The organism is Salinivibrio sp. MA427 (genome assembly GCF_001996115.1).
GTDB lineage: Bacteria > Pseudomonadota > Gammaproteobacteria > Enterobacterales > Vibrionaceae > Salinivibrio > Salinivibrio costicola.
The window spans coordinates 1-1932 of sequence record NZ_MUFH01000403.1 but is presented as its reverse complement, the minus strand read 5'-3'; the positions used below and the strand labels follow the sequence as shown (position 1 = coordinate 1932).

Here is a 1932-nt window from a genome sequence, read left to right as displayed (position 1 = left end):
GATGTTCGTCTTGTCAAGCACAGAGCTATGCGATCAAATGCATCCCCGTGCTGAGGTCGCCTATCATACTCAAGCATCACGAAACCTCAAGCCCTAATCACGTATTTTTTCTCCCCTCTCAGTTAAACGGTGAAAGTCGCATCAGTTGCGAGCAAATTGTGATCGCATCGAGGTTAACAAGTGTTGATAAATTGTTCGACATTTCTATTGATCTTGATCAGTATTCAACACAGTTCCTATTGGCATTCTGACCCTACATTAACGGACACGAGGGTACAGACTATGGACTTTTGGCTTGATCTACTTTTCGGCAACGCCGTGGGCTTGTCATCCATGATTGTCATCATCTGTACATTTGCCCTGATCAGTTTCTTTGGCGGCTATTTTGTCTACAAAGTGATGACATCTAAACCTCAATAACCTGTTTTATTGCCTACCTATCTTTAAGCAAACTTGCTTAACCTAGTGTTACACGGTTGGTCACAGAGTGTGGCGCTAGGTTTCTTTTTTTATTTTCGTTTATACTGTCCCAAATGACTCCACGACGTAGATGGCCCTGTAGTGATGAGTGATAAAAACGAATTTGAGCTATTCCGAGAAATGATGTCTGACGTGGCGCCAATCGAACAGGACACGGTTGAGGACCAAGCCGGACCGCACTCGCCGACTGAAGCGCAACTTGCCCGTCAGTACGCAGCACAGAGGTTAGCTCACAGTGATCCTGAGTATCTATCACTGGATTATGCCACCATGGTTAAACCCGACGATGTCATGGCTTATAAGCGGGATGGCGTGCAAGACGGGGTCTTTCGCAAGCTACGCTTGGGTAAATATGACATTAATGCTCGACTTGATCTGCACAAGATGTCGTTGGAAAAAGCCCGTGATGAAATTCTCCGCTTCCTAAAGCAGTGCCAACGAATGGACGTGCGTACCGTGATTATCGTTCACGGTAAAGGCGAAAGGAGCAACCCACCGGCAATGATGAAAAGCTATGTCTGCCAGTGGCTGCAACAAATTTCTGACGTGCTCTGCTTTCATTCTGCTCTGCGGCATCAAGGCGGCTCGGGTGCGCTGTATGTGATGCTCAAAAAGAGCCAAGAGAAAAAGTTAGAAACCCGCGAACGGCATCTCAGTCACCGTGCCTGAACAACAAAAAGACTGGCGAGTTGCCAGTCTTTTTGCTTTATTGCTTTACTGCAGCGTAAATACCACGCGTATTGCCAGCGCGATTAAAACCACCCCTGACAGCTTGTCAATCCAAGCGCCACGATGACGGATTTTGTCAACAATGGTGGGGCTTGAGAGCAAAAATGCCACCAATGTATACCAAAGCCCGTCAATCAATAACGGGGTTAGCACAATCACACTGCGACTGAATAAGTCAGACCCTACTGCGACGAATTGACTGAATAAGGCAATAAAAAAGAGCGCCAGTTTAGGGTTTAGCATGGAAATCATCGCGCCATCACGCGCCGCTTCGCTAAGGCTTGCGGTTTTGCCCGCCTCTAGCTTTGCCGCGACGCCGCCTTTGCTCAGGAGTGATTTGATCCCTAACCAACCGAGATACGCCGCCCCTGCGTAGGCGATAATCGTGAACAAGATAGGCGATTGTTTAAAGATAACCGCTAACCCTAACATGGTAATTAACGCATACAGGCCAACACCAAACGCATGGGCCCATGAGGCGACAATGCCATGTAGGCGGCTGTTAGCGAGGCTATGTTTTGCCATCACCACCAAGCTGGGCCCTGGTGACATCGCTCCCAGCATACAAACTAAGGCTAACGATGCCCAAATGGTCAATGTCATGCTTGTTTATCCTCTTTTTTACTCGCCAATCGCAGCATACTGCCCCGCGGTTAACGTCATCAGATCGTCCGGGGACAGTTCAATTTCTAACCCGCGACGGCCCGCGCTAACGCACAGGGT

General features: G+C 48.4%; 3 protein-coding genes and 1 pseudogene. 2 read left to right on the top strand and 2 right to left on the bottom strand.

The features are described 5' to 3' along the window. Positions 1–282: 282 nt before the first annotated feature. Both BZG79_RS15020 and smrA read left to right on the top strand, forming a co-directional pair. The gene (locus BZG79_RS15020) at positions 283–420 is read left to right on the top strand and encodes a DUF3149 domain-containing protein (protein WP_025675231.1); all 138 of its coding nucleotides are present in this window, start codon (positions 283–285) and stop codon (positions 418–420) included. Positions 421–564: 144 nt separating this feature from the next. Beyond that, positions 565–1149: a DNA endonuclease SmrA gene (gene smrA / locus BZG79_RS15015; protein ID WP_025744495.1), complete on the top strand. Its 585-nt coding sequence runs from the start codon at positions 565–567 to the stop codon at positions 1147–1149. Positions 1150–1194: 45 nt separating this feature from the next. On the opposite strand, the gene BZG79_RS15010 is transcribed toward smrA, so the two are convergent. Both BZG79_RS15010 and BZG79_RS16830 read right to left on the bottom strand, forming a co-directional pair. After that, entirely contained in the window at positions 1195–1812 is a 618-nt protein-coding gene (locus BZG79_RS15010; RefSeq protein WP_077460070.1) for a LysE family translocator, read from the bottom strand. Between the two features lie 18 nt (positions 1813–1830). Next, positions 1831–1932: pseudogene (locus BZG79_RS16830) on the bottom strand (Cys-tRNA(Pro) deacylase); the annotation flags it as partial.